This is a genomic window from Shewanella pneumatophori (genome assembly GCF_023283895.1).
GTDB lineage: Bacteria > Pseudomonadota > Gammaproteobacteria > Enterobacterales > Shewanellaceae > Shewanella > Shewanella pneumatophori.
Window position 1 is genome coordinate 84,944 of record NZ_JAKILB010000015.1, and the last position, 17,920, is coordinate 102,863.

General features: G+C 43.7%; 15 protein-coding genes. 9 read left to right on the forward strand and 6 right to left on the reverse strand.

The genetic code is table 11. The annotated features are described in order from the left end of the window. Positions 1 to 3 precede the first annotated feature (3 nt). Positions 4 to 381 carry a GIY-YIG nuclease family protein gene (locus tag L2740_RS18485; RefSeq protein WP_248951528.1) on the forward strand — a complete coding sequence of 126 codons (378 nt, stop codon included), beginning with the start codon at positions 4 to 6 and terminating at the stop codon, positions 379 to 381. 124 nt (positions 382 to 505) lie between these two features. Here the strand turns inward: L2740_RS18485 and lepB are convergent, their stop codons facing one another. Both lepB and L2740_RS18495 read right to left on the reverse strand, forming a co-directional pair. Continuing rightward, positions 506 to 1,165: a signal peptidase I gene (lepB, locus tag L2740_RS18490; RefSeq protein WP_248951529.1), complete on the reverse strand. Its 660-nt coding sequence runs from the start codon at positions 1,163 to 1,165 to the stop codon at positions 506 to 508. Between the two features lie 161 nt (positions 1,166 to 1,326). Beyond that, positions 1,327 to 2,082 (reverse strand): DUF4097 family beta strand repeat-containing protein, encoded by a 756-nt coding sequence (locus L2740_RS18495; protein ID WP_248951530.1) that lies wholly within the window; start codon positions 2,080 to 2,082, stop codon positions 1,327 to 1,329. A 279-nt stretch (positions 2,083 to 2,361) separates the two neighbouring features. On the opposite strand from L2740_RS18495, the gene L2740_RS18500 reads away from it, so the two are divergent. Beyond that, complete coding sequence (locus L2740_RS18500) at positions 2,362 to 3,165, forward strand: class I SAM-dependent methyltransferase (protein ID WP_248951531.1); 804 nt, start codon at positions 2,362 to 2,364, stop codon at positions 3,163 to 3,165. Positions 3,166 to 3,192: 27 nt separating this feature from the next. On the opposite strand, the gene L2740_RS18505 is transcribed toward L2740_RS18500, so the two are convergent. Next, positions 3,193 to 5,046, reverse strand: coding sequence for a M14 family metallopeptidase (locus tag L2740_RS18505; RefSeq protein WP_248951532.1), 1,854 nt, complete (start codon positions 5,044 to 5,046; stop codon positions 3,193 to 3,195). A 541-nt stretch (positions 5,047 to 5,587) separates the two neighbouring features. Here L2740_RS18505 and L2740_RS18510 point away from each other — a divergent pair. Then, a complete protein-coding gene (locus tag L2740_RS18510; protein ID WP_248951533.1) occupies positions 5,588 to 7,477 on the forward strand; it encodes a methyl-accepting chemotaxis protein in 1,890 nt (629 codons plus the stop codon). Between the two features lie 64 nt (positions 7,478 to 7,541). Here L2740_RS18510 and L2740_RS18515 read toward each other — a convergent pair whose 3' ends face one another. The 3 genes from L2740_RS18515 to hslR form a co-directional block, all read right to left on the reverse strand. After that, on the reverse strand, positions 7,542 to 9,098 hold the full coding sequence (locus L2740_RS18515) for a phosphoenolpyruvate carboxykinase (RefSeq protein ID WP_275974381.1): 1,557 nt from the start codon (positions 9,096 to 9,098) through the stop codon (positions 7,542 to 7,544). A gap of 240 nt (positions 9,099 to 9,338) precedes the next feature. Further along, positions 9,339 to 10,199 carry an Hsp33 family molecular chaperone HslO gene (gene hslO, locus L2740_RS18520; RefSeq protein ID WP_248471684.1) on the reverse strand — a complete coding sequence of 287 codons (861 nt, stop codon included), beginning with the start codon at positions 10,197 to 10,199 and terminating at the stop codon, positions 9,339 to 9,341. Between the two features lie 28 nt (positions 10,200 to 10,227). Next, the gene (hslR, locus tag L2740_RS18525) at positions 10,228 to 10,626 is read right to left on the reverse strand and encodes a ribosome-associated heat shock protein Hsp15 (protein WP_248471656.1); all 399 of its coding nucleotides are present in this window, start codon (positions 10,624 to 10,626) and stop codon (positions 10,228 to 10,230) included. A 270-nt stretch (positions 10,627 to 10,896) separates the two neighbouring features. On the opposite strand from hslR, the gene gspC reads away from it, so the two are divergent. From gspC to L2740_RS18555, 6 genes are all read left to right on the forward strand, one after another. Next, on the forward strand, positions 10,897 to 11,814 hold the full coding sequence (gene gspC, locus L2740_RS18530) for a type II secretion system protein GspC (RefSeq protein WP_248951535.1): 918 nt from the start codon (positions 10,897 to 10,899) through the stop codon (positions 11,812 to 11,814). Between the two features lie 83 nt (positions 11,815 to 11,897). Next, positions 11,898 to 14,033 (forward strand): type II secretion system secretin GspD, encoded by a 2,136-nt coding sequence (gene gspD / locus L2740_RS18535; protein WP_248951536.1) that lies wholly within the window; start codon positions 11,898 to 11,900, stop codon positions 14,031 to 14,033. Then, positions 14,026 to 15,597 carry a type II secretion system ATPase GspE gene (gene gspE / locus L2740_RS18540; protein ID WP_248951537.1) on the forward strand — a complete coding sequence of 524 codons (1,572 nt, stop codon included), beginning with the start codon at positions 14,026 to 14,028 and terminating at the stop codon, positions 15,595 to 15,597. The genes gspD and gspE overlap by 8 nt, the downstream gene beginning before the upstream one ends. A gap of 3 nt (positions 15,598 to 15,600) precedes the next feature. Further along, the gene (gspF, locus tag L2740_RS18545) at positions 15,601 to 16,824 is read left to right on the forward strand and encodes a type II secretion system inner membrane protein GspF (protein WP_248951538.1); all 1,224 of its coding nucleotides are present in this window, start codon (positions 15,601 to 15,603) and stop codon (positions 16,822 to 16,824) included. Between the two features lie 67 nt (positions 16,825 to 16,891). After that, entirely contained in the window at positions 16,892 to 17,326 is a 435-nt protein-coding gene (gspG, locus tag L2740_RS18550) for a type II secretion system major pseudopilin GspG (RefSeq protein ID WP_202723570.1), read from the forward strand. A gap of 48 nt (positions 17,327 to 17,374) precedes the next feature. Beyond that, on the forward strand, positions 17,375 to 17,920 hold the full coding sequence (locus L2740_RS18555; RefSeq protein WP_275974382.1) for a GspH/FimT family pseudopilin: 546 nt from the start codon (positions 17,375 to 17,377) through the stop codon (positions 17,918 to 17,920).

A 17,920-nucleotide genomic window follows, 5' to 3' on the forward strand; every position in this document is an offset into this window, starting at 1 on the left:
ATAATGGTAAGCAGGTTAAATACGGCTGTAAACCCTAAAGCTGAAGTAACAGCATTGGCTACAGATAAGTCCGCTAAAAGTAATAGTGAGTTACTATCTGTTAAGGGGCACGACAAACGTAGCGCTACTTTGTGGTTCTTATATATGGTGCGCTGCGCCAATGGTCAGCTTTATACAGGGATCACGACTGATGTAACGCGTCGCTTTAGTGAACATCAAAGTGGTAGTGCTAAATCTGCCAAGTTTTTACGGGGCAAAGGGCCGCTAAGTTTGGTGTATTCAGAAACGGTTGGTAGCCATTCAGATGCGCTTAAGCGAGAAATAGCGTTAAAGAAATGGCCAAGAGCGAAGAAGCTGGCATTGATCTCTGAGTTTGAGTGAGTGCTGTGACTAGCGATAAATAGCGTAACTTCAAAAGTTACGCCATTTTCATTTGAGCCGCTTTTATTTGGGCGTTGGTATTTGACAGTTAATATTTGAATCGTTTATTCGAACCCTTAAGCGATTACTGATTATAAAGGCTGGTAAAAAAGCGTTCTTTTCGCGGTAGGTAGTAGTCATCATAGTCTAACGAGAAGGCAATACTGGTTGCCTTGCCTTTTAGCTCAGCCCTTGGAACAAAGCCGTAAACTCGTGAGTCGGCACTGTTACGGCGGTTATCGCCCATTACCAAATAGTGATTGGCTGGTACTGTGATGGAGTTAAAGTCACTGAGATTGTCACTGGCTGTTTTTTCAATGCGGATACTATGGTTTAAACCAAGTAAGTTTTCTGTAGCAATGAGTTGTTGAGTATCGTTAGATAGCACTGCGTAATCTAGCGCTTGGCCATTAATAAACAGTACTTCATTGTGCAAACTAACAGTATCGCCAGGTAAGCCAATGACTCGTTTGATTAAACGTTTGTCGGCAGCTACTGACTCAAATACCACGACTTCACCACGGCTAGGTTCACCGGTTGCCAATATCGAAATATCAGAAAAAGGCACTCTAAGATCATAAGCCATTTTATCAACTACGATACGGTCGCCTTCTTTTATGGTTGGTTGCATTGAACCTGTGGGTACTGAGTACCAGTCTGCGACCGCACTTCTAAAAACAGACATCAGTAAGATAAAGATTATTAGCTGCCTATTGCTGCGCCAAAGTTTGTGTAACTTGTTCATGAGAGGATCTCGCTGCTAGTTTCTGGGGAGTTCGTTGAATGCGTTAAGTGGGCAGGGGACTACTGAAAACTTATACGCCTAGCCATATAGCAGCTGCTTATGACTAAACGTATTGGGTCGGCAGCAGTCCCTGCGCCGGGAAGATATTTAACGTAAAGTATTTAGTGCATGCTGACGGAGCCGTTAATGTTATCGACACTTAAATCGCCCGAGCCAGATTCAATAATGCTGAGTCCAAGGGTATTCTCTACGTCGATATCACCGGAACCATCATCAATTACAACTGTGCCATTTACGTTTACAACGCTTAAGTCACCTGAGCCGTCATCAATATGAGTGTCACCGCCAATACCTTGTAGGTTAATTGAGCCTGACCCATCTTCAAGGGTGAGTTGGCCTGTGGTATTGCTAATATCAACTGAGCCGGAACCGTCTTGAATGTCGAGGTTTTTACCACCTTTAATCCACACATCACCAGAACCATCATCAAGCTTGATATCTGCCATAACGCCTTTGATTTCAATATCACCAGAGCCATCATCAATATTCAGCATCATGTTGCTTGGAACTTGAATGGTGAGATCGATATAAGGCGAGCGCTTAAAGTTGATGCTGCTATCAAAGTCGGCAATCAATTTGGCTTTAGAGCCGCTCTGTTTAAGGCTGAGGTTACTTTCGATATCGCCATAGGTGTAGATATCAGCGGTAACCATGATTTGAGTTAGGCCATCCACACCTTGAATGTTGAGATCGCCTGCAGCGGTTTCAGCGACCAAGGTATCAATTTGCTTAGCATCAATTTGTAGCTGCTTTTTTTGGTGGTTGAGCGGGCCTGCATTAGCGCCATTGACATTGATGATACAGCCAGAAAGTGACATAGCGATTACGCCGGCAAGCAAGGTAGATGTTAGTTTCATCGGGTAACGTCCTTTTATTATTTTTGGTTGGCAGCATGGCAAGCTGCTTAATGTTGATATTGATGAATAAGCAGAAAGCGTGCCAATAGGTTATCTAATTGTTTTAGCTATGTTATCTTGGTTTTTTGTTAGTTAGTGGTTGTCGATAGTGGTGAATTAGCTTATTAATTTACGCTGAATGTTTATTTATTAGTGAAATTACTCAATGACTTATATGTGGCTTGATAGTGGGTGCTAAACCGTAAACATATAGTGTCTAAATCTAAGGGATGACTAAATATGGATTATTTATCGGTTAACCAGCAAAGTTGGGATAAGCGGGTGCAAACCCATGTGACTTCTGAGTTTTATGACGTTGCAGGCTTCTTACAAGGTAAAAGCTCGCTGCAAGAGATCGAGCTGGCGCAGCTTAACGTTGCTGGCAAAAGCTTATTGCACCTGCAATGTCACTTTGGTCTAGACACCTTGTCTTGGGCAAGAATGACGGCCGATGTCACAGGTGTTGATCTGTCTCCCGCAGCTATCACTCAAGCTAAATCGTTGACTGAGCAAGTTGGACTAACGGCGGACTTTATCTGTAGTGATGTTTATAGCGTTCCCGACAGGGTTAAAGGCGAATTTGATGTGGTTTTCACTTCATACGGCGCCATAGTTTGGTTACCAGATCTTGATAAGTGGGCACAGGTTATTGCCAACAAATTAGTGGCTGGTGGTCAGTTTTATATGGTGGAGTTTCATCCTGCTCAAGCGGTATTTGAAGGGTATAACTATTTTCATCAGGATGCGCCAGATGTCGAAGATGAAGCGACCTATACCGAAAATGCTAATGACGACACGCATACTTTTATGAGCTGGCCGCACTCGTTAGCTGACGTGATTAATGCATTAATTAAGGCAGGGCTTGAAATTAATCAGTTCAATGAATTTCCGTTTAGTCCCTATAACTGCTTTGAGGGCTTAACTGAAGAAGTTGTCGATGTAGAACTACCGAGTGGAATGAAACCTTGTAAGCGATATTTTGTTGAGCAAAAAGGCCAGCGATTACCGCTAACCTATTCGATTTTAGCGACTAAAAAGCCATGATTTTATGTCGGGTAAATATAACTAAGCCTATTGGTTAGCTCTAACGACAGGGTACGTTAAATATTGATTGTCGTAGTATGGGCTGCGCTCATAGAACCAGCGCAGGCGAGCTTTAGGATCCGCTGCAAAGGCCTCATCTTTTAAAGCTTGGTTAAATTCAGTTTGTAGCGCTGGATTTTGCGTTAGCATCTGTTGAGCTAAAGGTTCAACGGCGTAGTTTTCAATGTACTCAGTGCGAGTAAAGATAGGATTGAAAAAACCCCATTGAAATAGTGAGTCTGGCGATTGCGGCTCTAATAGCATCATAGCGAGATCGCCTAGCGGTTGTTTAGTGTCAATGCGAACTGTACCTGCTGGCAGGGTAAGCTTTACTGATTGACTCTCAACGGTGGCATTAACTCGCTGGCGGCCTTCATAATCGGCTTTGGCAAACTTTGCATCGCTAAATTGATATTGCTGCACAGTTTGTTCTGCCGCGTGAGTTAGCGTGGTCATACGTATGCCGTGCACACTTAGGCGCTCGATAACCTCTTGCCACTGCGGCGGAATGTAATAAGCTCCGGGGCGACTTACGCTAATATCGGCTTTGGTGCCGCCAATTACAGGTAAATTTTCATATAATTTAGGCTCACCATTCCAGCGTACAATTTCATTACCACTAATAGCACTTTGCTCCAGTGTGTAACCAATGCCTTTAAAGTCCCAACCTTGAGCTTGCTGCTCTTGTTGCCAAGTTAGCGTCAGCCTTGGTGAGTAACGATACTTATCTTGCTGGATGGCAGAAGTCAGTTTGGTGTTGTCGTCAGCTATGCTGTTAAGCGAAGCTTCTAACATAACGTAAGTGCCTAACACTCTTTGTTTGTAGGGTTTTAGGCTGTGATTTTCTATCAAAATGGTAGGCAAGTGGCGCGCATCGCCATAGCCGTTAGAAAAACGTGGGCTGGCGTTCCAGAGTGACATACCTTTAGTAATATCAGTATTATCCATGGCAAAAACTAATGGCCCTGGCACATGACCTTGCTTAGTTAGCGCCGCTTCAATTGCTGGGCGATAGCTGTTTTCTAACCATTTATAGATTGATGGGCTTTTGCCTTGAGCTAGGTTATAGCCAAAGGTCACATCATATTGGTAGTCGATGCCATCGGTAACATGCACATCGATATACAGATCAGGTTGCCATATATTGATAGCTCGCAGCATATGCTGCATTTCAGGGGTATCAGCTTTAGCGTAATCGCGGTTTAAATTGAGGTTCTGTGCTGTGGTGCGCCAGCCCATATTTACAGGCCCACGTTGGTTTACGCGATTAAATTCACTTGCGCGTTCATGACCATCAACACTAAAGATCGGCACAAATAATAAGTTAGCATTATCCAGCAGATGTGCTTTACCGTTAAAGACGATATCACGTAATAACATCATGCCTGCATCTTTACCATCAATCTCACCCGAGTGAATGCCAGCTTGTACCAGTAAGGTTGGCTTGTCGTTGTTTGACAATGTTGCCGCATCTGCGGCGCCTTCTTTAGAGGCGACAATCATCCAGATCTCTCGACCTTGCGGACTTTTGCCGATGCTGACTTTATGCAGCATCTCACTTTGCGCTATTAGCTTATCTAGCCACACAAAGGTGTCATCGTAACTTGGGCTGGTTTTAAGGCCGTTTTGCTCGAAAGGTGTTGCCCATGGATCATCGGCTGCAACAACGAGTGACTCGCTAGCACCATGCCAAGGCTTTATCAGCGGTAAAATTGCATCGTTAACAAATGTGGTTGCGATTTGGGGTGTTTCATTGAGTTGTAGATTTTCATCTTCAGCAGCAAGGCAATTACTGCTGGAAGTGACAATTAGAGCTGCTGTGGCAAGAGAGGTTAAGCGCATGTTTAGGTACCTGAGATTGAACTATTTTGAATTATTATTAGCCAGTTATATTTCATTAAAGCGAGCTGAAGTGCAACCGCCTAACTGTTTCTAAATATGCATGTTCATGACGGCTTACTCATTATCGACTGTGATCTAAAGGCTTATGAATAAGCCTTTAAATTAAAGCTTAATAAACTGACCACGGATAAGAATAAGTAGGCTTTTTTTGTTGGGAGCACCTGTATTTAAGCTTTTAAGTGTTTTTGCTTATTTAGTATATGCTGCTTAATGTGCTGTTTTATAAGGTTAATTATTGTTAATTGTTTGCATTTTTGTTGTCTATCTCTTGTTTTGTCTCTGTGTTTTTAATATATAGTGTCCAACCTTAATTTTGAGGGGGTTATTGTTTTTATTTTGTTGGTAAGCCTCTAATTAAAAACTGAATTATTACCTTTTTAGATACACGAATGGACAGTTCAAATATGTTAATTGTTAAACAATCTTTATTAAATGGATTTAAGCCTCAAATGAGTTTGCTTGTTGCGGGTATGGTGCATATATGAGCGCGAAAAATAAGCTTCTGCTTTCGATAGGGCTATTGATTTCTTTTATTATTTCTTTTGTTTCAATATTGGGTTATGTGCAAGTAAGTAACTCATCGACTAATAGCTACCAGCATGACCTTTCTAATACTGCATCGCTTATTTCTGCTGCTACAGAGCAAAAGGTCAATACTTACTTTACCAGCTTGGAAGCTCTGGCTGCCTCTTTAGAAGTCATCAACGGCGAAGTGGTTGTTGATGAGCAAGCTGTTAAGGCTCTGATTAAAAGTAATGAAAGATTAGATATTTCAAATTACTTTATTGGTTTACCAGATGGTTCAATGTATGACGCTCTTTCTAAGGGGCTGCACCCAACATTTAACGCTGTTGAAGCGCAGCGGGAATGGTACGTAAAAGGCATGACGGGGGCGGATCGCGTAGTGACGACACCGTTTAAAGCAAGCTCCGGCAATATGTCTATCTCTTTGGTTGTGCCTATTAAGCATCAAGGGCAAGTTATTGGCTTGGTTGGATTAAGTTTGTTAATGGATGATTTAACAACATTTATAAATCAACTAAGCATGGATGATAATATTTTCGTATCCCGCGATGATGGTTTTATGATGGCGGCTTATAATGCTGATCTTGTTGGAAAAAACCTATTTGAATTGCGTCCTTCATACGAAGCATATGCTGCAAAGCTAACGAGTTCACACTCCTACAATCTTCCTGGGCGAGGTGAATATTATGTGGTTTCTGCTAAGTCAGAGGTACTTAACTGGACGGTTTGGGCGTTTGCCAGCTGGCAAGATATTAATCAAACATCAAAAGATGCAGTGATCAGCAATCTGGTTTCCGGTCTCATTTTTATTATTCTTGGTATTGTTGGTGTGTCACTGCTGATACAGAGATTAATGTATAGGCCAATTGGTGGCGAACCTAAAGAAATCGAAGCTTTAGTAGACAAAATTGCCAGTGGTGATCTCACTGAAATCCCCCAAGTTAGTGACAATTGTGTCGGTGTTTATCGCTCAACATTATTGATGGCAACTAAACTCAAGGAAATGATTACCGACATTAATGATTCGTCGAAGCAGTTGATTGGAGCTTCTGGTCAGTTAGAGCAATCTTCTACCAAGGTAGACAATTCTTGTCAGCTACAAATGAGTCAACTTGAGCAAGTGGCAACTGCAATGAACGAGATGACAACAACGGTTGCAGACGTAGCGCAAAGTGCAATGGATGCATCTAACTCATCTACAGACGTAAACGTAAGTTCACAGCAAGGGCTAAGTCTTGTATCTGAAATGAATGCTGACATTTCGCGTCTAATGGCTGATATTTTTAAGGTGCAAGCTGTGATCCGCAGCGTGCATGCTGAAACTGAAAATGTGGGGGGGATCTTAGACGTTATTCGTGGCATTGCCGAACAAACCAATTTATTGGCATTAAATGCGGCTATTGAGGCTGCAAGAGCTGGCGAACACGGTCGAGGCTTTGCCGTTGTTGCAGATGAAGTACGCTCTCTAGCGACCAAAACACAGCAAAGCACCAATGAAATTCAAACCATGATTAGTTTATTGCAAGAGCAGGCAACGCAATCGGTTTCGTTAATGGATGAAAATGCCAAGAGCGCTGAGCAAACCTCAACTAAGGCAGAGCAAACTAGTTTGGCGTTGCAAGCTATTCAAACCGAAATTCAGCGAGTGCAGGACATGAACCACCAAATTGCGACGGCTTCTGAGCAGCAATCTCAAGTGGCAATGGAGATGAATAAAAACATCGTTACGGTTAATGATCTTGCTCGCGATACTTCAGCGGATGTGCAAACCAATGTTGCTACCTCTGAGTCACTGAATGCAATGGCGATGAGGTTACGAGATAGCGTGAGTACGTTTAAGTTTTAAATTTAATTGTTTCAGAAAAGAATAAGGCGTGCATGGCACGCCTTAATTTCTAACGCATTTTCAATTATGCATTAGGGCCGGCGTCTTTAATTGAATCCGGTACCTGATACTTCTCAAAGTTTGCCTCAAAGCTTTCAGCGAGATGCTGTGCAAATTCAGCATATTTAGCTTTATCTTCCCAAGTGTTAATCGGGTTAAGTAGATTGCTATCTACGCCAGCAACGGCAACGGGTACGTGCAGGTTAAGTTTTTCTAAGTATTCAGTTTCAACATCTTTTAGTTCACCCGACACAATTGCATCAACAATCGCGCGAGTGGTTGGAATGTCGAAACGCTTACCAATGCCATGTGGCCCGCCAGTCCAACCTGTGTTTACAAGGTAAACTTGGCTACCGAAAGATTCGATGCGCTTCATTAGTAGCTCAGCGTAAACACCTGCTGGGCGTGGGAAGAAAGGTGCACCAAAACAAGTTGAGAAGGTTGACTGAATCGCAGCTGTTGAGCCCATTTCAGTTGAACCTACTTTGGCTGTGTAACCTGACAAAAAGTGATACGCGGCTTGTTCTTTAGTTAGCTTAGACACAGGTGGTAGTACACCTGAAACGTCACAAGTTAAGAACACCACTGCGTGTGGTTCTGCACCACAGTTATCAAGTTTACGTTGAGCAATATGCTCAAGCGGATAAGCTGCGCGAGTGTTTTCGGTCAAGCTAGAGTTGGTATAGTCTGGTACGCGGTTTTCATCGGTAACCACGTTTTCAAGTACAGTACCAAAGCGGATAGCATCCCAGATCACCGGCTCGTTTTTCTGGCTGAGATCGATGCATTTGGCGTAGCAACCGCCTTCAATGTTGAATACGCCGCCTGGTGCCCAGCCGTGTTCATCATCGCCGATAAGAAAACGCTTAGGATCGGCAGACAATGTTGTTTTACCAGTACCAGAAAGGCCGAAGAATAGCGTTGTATCGCCGTTCTCACCAACATTAGCAGAGCAGTGCATAGGCAATACGCCTTTGGCTGGCAGCAAGAAGTTTTGTACCGAGAACATCGACTTTTTCATTTCGCCAGCATATTTAAGGCCAGCGAGTAGCACTTTTCGTTCGGCGAAATTAATAATAACCGTAGCATCAGAGTGGGTTCCGTCGCGCTTAGGTACACATTCAAATTCAGGAGCGTTCATGATCTGCCATACTGGCTTGTCACTTGCGTTGAACTCTTGTGGCACGATGAATAAATTGCGCGCAAACAGTTGATGCCAAGCATACTGAGTCGTCACTCTGACGGGTTGGTAATGCTCGGCACTTGCCCCAACTTCTAGCTCAGAAACGAAAGTCTCTTTATCAGCTAAATAGGCTTCAACACGCTCCCAAAGCGCGTTAAAAGCTACTGCTTCAAAAGGCTTGTTAACCGCTCCCCATTCAATATCAGCTTCAGAGCTTGGCTCTTTGACGATAAAGCGGTCATTTGGCGAACGGCCTGAACGTGCGCCCGTTCTGGCAACAAGCGCTCCATTAGCCGTTAATTCGCCTTCACCGCGCGCCAATGCAAGCTCGACTAGCTGGCCTGTGGAAAGGTTTAGGTACTCGCGGTTTGATCCATCCGCCATAGGTAAGGTCTCCATCTTTGAGGTCATAGTCTGTTGCTGATCTTTAATGCCAGCTTTCTGTATTAGCCGATTGTAACTTATGCAGCGGTTAAAATGTGCTGCAGTTCAAAAAAAATGCGAAAAAGTGATTTTGCTCTGCAGTTGGTGTCATAAAGCTGTGCTAGGCAGCGGAGTCCGGAGAGAAGTCTTGATATAAAAAAGGCGCCGAGAAGGGCGCCTTTAGTTTAACTAAATAATAAAATTAGCTAATAATATTTATTGAGTTACATCGTTGCTTGGCGCGTTAGCGTAGATAGCTTCGATATCGATAGAGTCGAAGATATATTTGCTGTTGCAGTATTCACAGCCCATTTCAACTTTACCCACTTCAGCAATAATCGCATCGACTTCTTCTTTTGAAACGGTACGGATTGCTTTAGCACTGCGCTCTTTTGAGCAAGTACACTTGAAGGTAACGGCTACAGGCTCATATAGGCGTACTTCTTCTTCGTGGTATAAACGGTGTAGTACTTCTTCAGCTTCAAGACTAAATAACTCATCTTGCTTAACGGTCTCAGTCAGAATTGATAAGTGATCAAATTCTTCATTGTGGTTACCGTCAGTTGGCAATACTTGTAAGAACATACCAGCTGCTTGCTTAGTGTCGGCAAATAGTTTGATCTTAGTTGGCAGCTGTTCTGACTGTTGGAAGTAATCTTCTAAACACTCAGCTAGGGTGTCTTTTTCCAGACCTACTACACCTTGGTAACGCTCACCGTCGTTCGGCGTTAACGTGATAACCATATAGCCTTTACCAAACATTTGCTGCAGGCTTGCATCGTCAGCAATTTCGCCATCCCAACGTGATACGCCGCGAAGTTGCTGTAGGTTATTACCGTTGATAACTGCAAGAGACACAGGACCGTCGCCTTGCAATTGAATGCTGATATCGCCGCTAAATTTTAGCGTAGCAGTCAATAGTGACGTAGACGCCATTAACTCACCCAGTACTTTTTGGATGGCTAGCGGGTAGTCATGGGCTGAAATGACTTCTTGATAGCTGCTTTCAAGTTGTACTAGCTCTCCGCGAACGCTGGCGTTTTCGAAAAGGTAGCGGTATAGATTGTCTTTACTCATTTTCTCTGTCATAACAGTTTTCCAATTTTTAGCTTTCTTTAAAGCGCATAATTTGACGACGTTGCTTCTTATCTGGCTTTTGAGCAGGTGCCGGATTATTAAGAATGTTCAAGCGTCGTTGCTCAGCATAGGTTTCTCGCTTGGCTATGCTTTGCGGTGTTTCTTCATAAAGGGTTTGTGCAATAGACCCTTTTTGGCGATATTCAGATAATTGTTTTATGACGATCTCTTTTTCGTCATGTCCTTGCCGTAATCTAATCGTGGCACCGACTTCAGCAAATTTACTCGATTTAGTACGTTGGCCGTTGTAGTGTACTTTACCACCATTGATCATCTCTTTTGAGATGGCACGGGTTTTATAAAAACGTGCAGCCCAAAGCCATTTATCAAGCCGGACTTTGAACACTTGTTGTTCGTTGTCGTTCATGAACGACTCCAGTAGTAAATTAAGCATAGGTAAAGTAGGGGGAACTTCACAAGCTCAGCAAGAATATACAAATCTTTACGCTCTTACTGGCAAAATAGTGGCAAGCTTCACACCCTTTTAAGGCGCGTAAAGTTAGCATATTTGTCCAAATATCGCCAACATTGCTGCTGTTATGGGCTTGTTGCAATACGCAGTGTGGGGTAGCATGAGTCAGGTTTCAAAAAATTACTATAAACAGAACAGAGACCTGTACATAAGGTCCAAATAAATATGGATTTATTAGATAAATTTTTAACGAAAGCGGCTGGAGTGCCTCAAAAACCAGTTAGCACAGCAATATTTAGTCTCGGAGTATTAATTGCTCTGTATTTGCTCGCGCAAATGACTTGGAAACTCATTCCTAATGACTCAGCTCCTACGCGCTGGGTACCTACGCCTGTTTCAAGTAACTCTCCTGGGCAAGTCAATGTACTTGGTCTACAACAACTTTCATTATTTGGTAAAGCTGACGCTGAAGGCGCTAAACCCAAAGCGGCGCCGGTAGAAGAGATTATTACCGATGCGCCTAAGACTTCTTTATCAATTCAGTTAACGGGTGTGGTTGCCTCAACAACAGAAAAGAAAGGTCTGGCTGTTATTGCCTCAAGTGGTAGTCAAGATACCTACAGCTTGGGTGACAAGATTAAAGGCACATCCGCTTCACTGAAAGAAGTGTATGCCGACCGTATCATCATTACTAATAGCGGCCGTTATGAGACGCTAATGTTAGATGGCTTAGAGTACAGCACGAATGGCGCAGCTAATCAGCAATTGCAAAAAGCCAAAAGTGTGTCAAAAGGCAAAACCATTGATAACCGTACAAATCGTGCCGTGGCAGCAGAGTTAAGCCAATCACGAGACGAAATTTTAGCGGATCCAAGTAAGATAACTGACTATTTGTCAATTTCACCGGTTAAAAGTGGCGGTGAATTAGCGGGTTATCGTCTTAATCCGGGTAAAGACAGGGAACTGTTTACTCAAGCAGGTTTCAAAGCAAACGATTTAGCCAAATCGATTAATGGCTATGACCTAACGGACATGGGTCAAGCGCTAGAAGTAATGGCACAGCTACCAGAGATGACTGAAGTTGCCTTAATGGTAGAGCGAGATAGCCAGCTGATAGAAATAATGTTTAGTCTGCCAGAGTAATTTGAGCAGAAATAACAATAAAATTTTGCAGTAATACACAATTAGTATTTGCGGCAACGAAAGGGTTTAGGGGAAGTAAAACAATGAATAATAAGCGGATTAGACGCAGACTAATCGCCGGTATGGTTATGGGTGCTTCATTATTAGCACCTCAACTTGCTTGGTCTGAGCAATATGCGGCTAACTTTAAGGGCACGGATATTCAAGAGTTTATCAATATCGTTGGTAAAAACTTGAACCGGACTATTATTGTCGACCCTACGGTTCGCGGTAAAATTAATGTGCGTAGTTACGATCTACTTAACGACGAACAATATTACCAATTCTTCCTCAACGTACTGCAAGTCTATGGTTACGCCGTTGTCGAAATGGACAACAACATCATCAAGGTGATCAAAGATAAAGATGCCAAAACGGCGTCTATTCGTGTTGCTGATGATAATGCACCGGGCCTAGGCGATGAGATGGTTACCCGCATTGTTGCGCTATACAACACTGAAGCTAAGCAGCTTGCACCGTTATTACGTCAGTTAAACGACAATGCTGGCGGCGGTAACGTAGTGAACTACGACCCATCCAACGTACTAATGATTTCTGGCCGTGCGGCTGTAGTAAACAAGTTAGTTGAAATTGTTCGCCGCGTTGATAAGCAAGGTGATACCGCGGTTGAAGTGGTTAAGCTTGAATTCGCCTCTGCGGGTGAAATCGTGCGTATTGTTGATACCCTTTACCGCTCAACAGCCAACCAAGCACAAATGCCTGGTCAAGCGCCAAAAGTCGTTGCCGATGAACGTACCAATGCTGTAGTGGTAAGTGGTGATGAAAAAAGCCGCGAGCGTGTAGTTAAGCTAATTAAAAACCTTGATGCTGAACAAGCCAACACAGGTAACACCAAAGTTCGCTATTTACGTTATGCCAAGGCGGAAGATTTAGTTGAAGTATTGACAGGCTTTGCTGAGCAGCTAGTCGATGATAAAGGTGCTCCACAAGCTGGCGGTGGCAGCAAGCGTCGTAACGAAATCAATATTATGGCTCACACAGATACCAATGCATTGGTAATTAGTGCTGAACCAGATCAAATGCGCACAATTGAAAGTGTGATTAATCAATTAGATATTCGCCGCGCTCAAGTTCTTGTAGAAGCCATTATTGTCGAAGTATCTGAAGGCGATGATGTTGGTTTTGGTGTGCAGTGGGCCACTGAAGCTGGCGGTGGTACTCAGTTTAATAACTTAGGCCCAACTATTGGTGAAATCGGTGCCGGTATTTGGCAGGCACAAGGTGAAGAAGGTTCTACCGTTTGTAATGACGGTACCTGTACTGAAAACCCTGACACTCGCGGCGATATTACTTTACTGGCGCAAGCTTTAGGTAAAGTTAACGGTATGGCTTGGGGCGTGGCAATGGGCGACTTTGGTGCGCTTATTCAAGCGGTTTCAAGTGACACTAAGTCAAACGTACTGGCAACGCCATCAATCACCACTCTAGATAACCAAGAAGCCTCGTTTATTGTCGGTGACGAAGTGCCAATTCTTACTGGTAGCCAAAACTCAAGTAATGGTAACAGCAACCCGTTCCAAACGGTTGAGCGTAAAGAAGTGGGGGTAAAGCTTAAAGTTGTTCCACAGGTAAACGAAGGTAATGCCGTTAAGCTGACCATTGAACAAGAAGTCTCAGGTATTAATGGTAAAACCGGCGTCGACGTAACCTTTGCTACTCGTCGTTTAACCACAACTGTGATGGCAGATTCAGGTCAAATCGTAGTGCTTGGTGGTTTGATTAACGAAGAAGTGCAAGAGTCGGTACAGAAAGTACCATTCTTAGGTGATATCCCAATTATTGGCCATCTATTCAAGTCATCTTCAAGCGGTAAGAAGAAGAAAAACTTGATGGTATTTATTAAGCCAACAATTATCCGTGACGGCATCACCATGGAAGGCATCGCAGGTCGTAAGTATAACTATTTCCGTGCATTGCAGCTTGAGCAGCAAGAACGTGGTGTTAACTTGATGCCAAATACTGATGTACCAGTATTGGAAGAGTGGGATCAAGAAGCGTATCTACCAGATGACGTGAACGAAGTGCTTAATCGTTATAAAGACGGTAAAGGCTTAGACACTAAGATGCGTGAAACAGATCCAACCCTAAAGAGCATCTCGGGCAGTAAAGATGCCGATGCAGAAGCAGCCGCAACAGATAAAGATGCAGCAGATGAGTGATAATTTAGTTCCAGCTGATGAAGAGCTAGCCAAAGTATCAAGTGAGCTTGGGCTAGTCTCTGAAGAAGAAGCCGATCAGGTCTTTCATTCAAGCAGTAAAGAGCGTTTGCCGTTTGCCTTTGCACACCGTTTTAAGGTGGCGTTAGCACCTAACGATAACCAAGAGTTGTCGTTATATCATGTGCAAAGTACGCCTTTAAGCGCACTATTAGAGGTACGTCGTTACTGCGGTAAAGAGCTGCCATTAATTAAGCTTGAAGATGCGGCATTTGAAGCCCGCTTAACTCAAGCTTATCAAGCTAATTCGTCAGAAGCGCAGCAGATGATGGAAGATATCGGTAACGAGATGGACTTGTTCACTCTTGCCGAAGAGCTACCACAAACTGAAGATCTGCTTGAAGGTGATGATGATGCGCCAATTATTAAGTTAATCAATGCCTTGTTATCTGAAGCGATTAAAGAAGAAGCCTCTGATATCCACATTGAAACTTACGAAAAGCAATTAATCGTACGTTTCCGTGTTGATGGCATTTTGAAAGAAGTGCTTAAGCCAAATCGCAAACTATCATCGTTATTAGTATCGCGTATTAAAGTTATGGCACGGCTTGATATTGCTGAAAAACGTGTACCACAAGATGGCCGTATTTCACTGCGTATCGCTGGCCGAGCAGTAGATGTGCGTGTATCAACCATGCCTTCGAGCCATGGTGAACGTGTAGTGCTTCGTTTGTTAGACAAAAACGCCGGCAACTTAGACTTAGAGCAGCTCGGCATGACCGATTCTGTGCGTCATCAGTTTGATGAGCTGATCCGCAGACCACACGGCATTATTTTGGTGACCGGTCCAACAGGTTCGGGTAAGAGTACTACCTTGTACGCCGGCCTAACTGAAATCAATTCAAAAGATACCAATATTCTGACCGTAGAAGATCCAATTGAATATGAGTTGGAAGGCATAGGTCAGACTCAAGTTAACACCAAAGTAGACATGACATTTGCTCGTGGTCTGCGCGCAATTCTACGTCAAGATCCTGATGTGGTGATGATTGGTGAAATTCGAGATCTAGAAACCGCACAAATTGCGGTACAGGCATCGCTTACTGGTCACATGGTTATCTCAACTTTGCACACCAATACAGCGTCAGGTGCGATTACCCGTTTGCAAGATATGGGCGTAGAGCCGTTCTTGGTTTCTTCGAGTTTACTTGGCGTTCTTGCACAGCGACTCATTCGTACTTTATGCCCTAGCTGTAAAGAAGAACATGTACCTGATAACCGCGAACGTGAGTTGTTAGGTATTAGCAGTGATGATCCGCAGGTGATTTACCGCGCTAAAGGTTGTCAGGCTTGTGGGCATAATGGTTACCGTGGTCGTACAGGTATTCATGAATTATTGGTGGTTGACGATAACGTGCGCGAGCTTATCCATACAGGTCGCGGCGAGTTAGCTATCGAGAAATATATTCGCCAGTCTGTGCCGAGTATTCGTCACGACGGTATGAGTAAAGTGCTTGCGGGTAAAACAACCCTTGAAGAAGTGCTGCGTGTCACTCGAGAGGAGTAAGCCATGCCAGCATTTGAATATAAGGCGTTAGATAAAACCGGTAAGCAGAAAAAGGGCGTAGTTGAAGCGGATACCGCCAGACACGCTCGTACTCAGTTGCGTGAGCAACGCTTAATGCCGCTGGAAATTACACCGGTGGTAGAAAAAGAAAGTAAGGCAAAATCTGCCAGCTTTAGCTTTTTTAAGCGCGGTATATCAACCGCTGAGCTGGCATTGATTACTCGGCAAATTGCGACTTTGGTTGCCGCAGGTTTGCCGGTTGAAGAAGCATTAAAAGCCGTTGGTCAACAGTGTGAAAAAGACCGCCTTGCTAGCATGGTAATGGCAGTACGTTCACGGGTCGTTGAAGGTTATAGCCTTGCTGATTCAATGGCAGAGTTTCCGCATATTTTCGATGAGTTGTATCGCGCTATGGTGGCTTCAGGTGAAAAATCTGGTCACCTCGAAGTGGTACTTAATCGTCTTGCTGATTACACCGAGCGTCGTCAGCAGCTTAAGAGTAAAATGACTCAAGCGATGATTTATCCAATCGTGCTGACAGTCGTCGCTATTGGTGTTATCGCCATTTTGCTTGCAGCGGTTGTACCACAGGTTGTGGGTCAGTTTGAGCATATGGGCCAAGAGCTGCCTTGGACTACCGAGCTATTAATTGCATCGTCAGATTTTATCCGCGATTACGGTCTCATTGTATTGGGTGTGATTATCGCTTTGTTCGTTATTGCCAAGCGGTTATTGGTGTCACCGAAAAACCGCATGAAATACGACAGCATGTTGCTGCGTCTGCCAGTGATTAGCAAAGTCAGTAAGAGTCTTAATACCGCACGTTTTGCACGTACCTTAAGTATCTTAACGGCCAGTTCAGTGCCATTGCTAGATGCTATGCGTATCGCTAGCGATGTACTGCTAAACGTAAAAGTTAAAGCGGCAGTTGAAGAAGCAACACTGCGGGTGCGTGAGGGTACAAGTTTAGGTGCGGCATTGGCCAACACTAAACTTTTTCCGCCAATGATGCTCTATATGATCACCTCAGGTGAAAAAAGTGGTCAGCTTGAGCAGATGCTTGAGCGCGCTGCTGATAACCAAGACCGAGAGTTTGAGTCGAATGTGACAATTGCTTTAGGGGTATTTGAACCTATGTTGGTCGTTAGTATGGCCGCCGTGGTTCTGTTTATTGTTCTCGCTATTCTTCAGCCAATTTTGGCGCTGAATAATATGATTAGTGGTTAATACTCAGCGCACTTGGTAACCCAGTTACTAGTTGAGGCATGAGATTTTTAGTTTAAGGAATTTGTTAATGCAAACACGTAATAAACAAAAAGGTTTTACCCTATTAGAAGTCATGGTGGTTATCGTGATTCTAGGTATTTTGGCCTCTATGGTTGTACCTAACCTAATGGGTAACAAGGACAAAGCTGACCAACAGAAAGCGGTTTCAGATATCGTTGCATTGGAAAATGCGTTGGACATGTACAAGCTAGATAACAGCGTGTACCCAACAACTGAGCAAGGTCTTGAAGCATTAGTACAAAAGCCAACTATTTCGCCAGAACCACGTAACTACCGTGCTGATGGTTATGTTAAGCGTTTACCACAAGATCCATGGCGCAATGACTACTTACTATTAAGCCCAGGTGAAAACGGCAAGTTAGATATCTTCAGTTCAGGCCCAGATGGTCAACCAGGTACTGAAGACGATATCGGTAACTGGAACCTACAGAACTTCCAGTAAGTGACCTTGTCGCGAGTGAACTTTACACGCCAAACGGGCTTCACCTTAATGGAGGTGTTGCTCGTTGTTTTGCTTATGGGGCTAGCGGCAACCGCCGTGACTCTGGGTATGGGCGGAGCAAGTAAAGAAAAGGCACTTGAGCGCTCGGCGCAGCAATTTATGATGGCCACCGAAATGGTGCTGGATGAAACAGTGCTCAGTGGCCATTTTGTTGGCATTGTGGTCGAAGACACTAGCTATAAATATGTGTATTACGACGAAGGTAAGTGGCAACCGTTACAGCAAGATAGATTGCTAGCTGAAAGACAAATGGATCAAGGCGTTGAGTTAGTTCTAGTGCTTGATGGTTTACCGTTAGTGCAAGAAGACGAAGAGCAAGATTCTTGGTTTGACGAGCCTTTAATTGAAAAGTCAGCTGAAGATAAAAAGAAATTCCCTGAGCCACAAATTTTGCTGTTCCCAAGCGGTGAAATGAGCGCATTTGAGCTGGCTTTTGTCAGTGAAGATGAAATGCAGCAAGACATCGAAGTGGTGGTGTTTGGCGATGCGCTAGGGCGTTTGCGAATGGGTTTTGAAGATGAAGAAGTCTTATAG

Excerpts from the sequence above, each read along its gene's own strand:
- L2740_RS18485 (WP_248951528.1), top strand. The coding sequence starts at position 4 with ATGGTAAGCAGGTTAAATACGGCTGTAAACCCTAAAGCTGAAGTAACA.
- lepB (WP_248951529.1), bottom strand. The coding sequence starts at position 1,165 with ATGAACAAGTTACACAAACTTTGGCGCAGCAATAGGCAGCTAATAATC.
- L2740_RS18495 (WP_248951530.1), bottom strand. The coding sequence starts at position 2,082 with ATGAAACTAACATCTACCTTGCTTGCCGGCGTAATCGCTATGTCACTT.
- L2740_RS18500 (WP_248951531.1), top strand. The coding sequence starts at position 2,362 with ATGGATTATTTATCGGTTAACCAGCAAAGTTGGGATAAGCGGGTGCAA.
- L2740_RS18505 (WP_248951532.1), bottom strand. The coding sequence starts at position 5,046 with ATGCGCTTAACCTCTCTTGCCACAGCAGCTCTAATTGTCACTTCCAGC.
- L2740_RS18510 (WP_248951533.1), top strand. The coding sequence starts at position 5,588 with ATGAGCGCGAAAAATAAGCTTCTGCTTTCGATAGGGCTATTGATTTCT.
- L2740_RS18515 (WP_275974381.1), bottom strand. The coding sequence starts at position 9,098 with ATGGAGACCTTACCTATGGCGGATGGATCAAACCGCGAGTACCTAAAC.
- hslO (WP_248471684.1), bottom strand. The coding sequence starts at position 10,199 with ATGAGTAAAGACAATCTATACCGCTACCTTTTCGAAAACGCCAGCGTT.
- hslR (WP_248471656.1), bottom strand. The coding sequence starts at position 10,626 with ATGAACGACAACGAACAACAAGTGTTCAAAGTCCGGCTTGATAAATGG.
- gspC (WP_248951535.1), top strand. The coding sequence starts at position 10,897 with ATGGATTTATTAGATAAATTTTTAACGAAAGCGGCTGGAGTGCCTCAA.
- gspD (WP_248951536.1), top strand. The coding sequence starts at position 11,898 with ATGAATAATAAGCGGATTAGACGCAGACTAATCGCCGGTATGGTTATG.
- gspE (WP_248951537.1), top strand. The coding sequence starts at position 14,026 with ATGAGTGATAATTTAGTTCCAGCTGATGAAGAGCTAGCCAAAGTATCA.
- gspF (WP_248951538.1), top strand. The coding sequence starts at position 15,601 with ATGCCAGCATTTGAATATAAGGCGTTAGATAAAACCGGTAAGCAGAAA.
- gspG (WP_202723570.1), top strand. The coding sequence starts at position 16,892 with ATGCAAACACGTAATAAACAAAAAGGTTTTACCCTATTAGAAGTCATG.
- L2740_RS18555 (WP_275974382.1), top strand. The coding sequence starts at position 17,375 with ATGGAGGTGTTGCTCGTTGTTTTGCTTATGGGGCTAGCGGCAACCGCC.